Origin of the sequence: Sulfoacidibacillus ferrooxidans (genome assembly GCF_022606465.1) — a bacterium.
GTDB lineage: Bacteria > Bacillota > Bacilli > Alicyclobacillales > SLC66 > Sulfoacidibacillus > Sulfoacidibacillus ferrooxidans.
Map to the genome: position 1 here is coordinate 1 of NZ_JALBUF010000133.1, position 255 is coordinate 255.

At 52.2% G+C, this 255-nt stretch carries 1 rRNA gene; it reads right to left on the reverse strand.

The features are described from left to right. A 23S ribosomal RNA gene (locus MM817_RS16710) occupies positions 1-255 on the reverse strand; the annotation flags it as partial.

Consider the following 255-nt stretch of genomic DNA (forward strand, 5'->3'; position numbering starts at 1 on the left):
GCCCCGTTACATTTTCCGCGCAGCGTCACTCGACCAGTGAGCTATTACGCACTCTTTCAATGGTGGCTGCTTCTAAGCCAACATCCTGGTTGTCTATGCACCGCCACATCGTTTCCCACTGAACTGGTACTTTGGGACCTTAGCTGTTGGTCTGGGCTGTTTCCCTCTTGACTACGGATCTTAGCACTCGCAGTCTGACTGCCAAGTCTACAAGCGTGGCATTCGGAGTTTGACTGGGTTCGGTAACCTTATGCA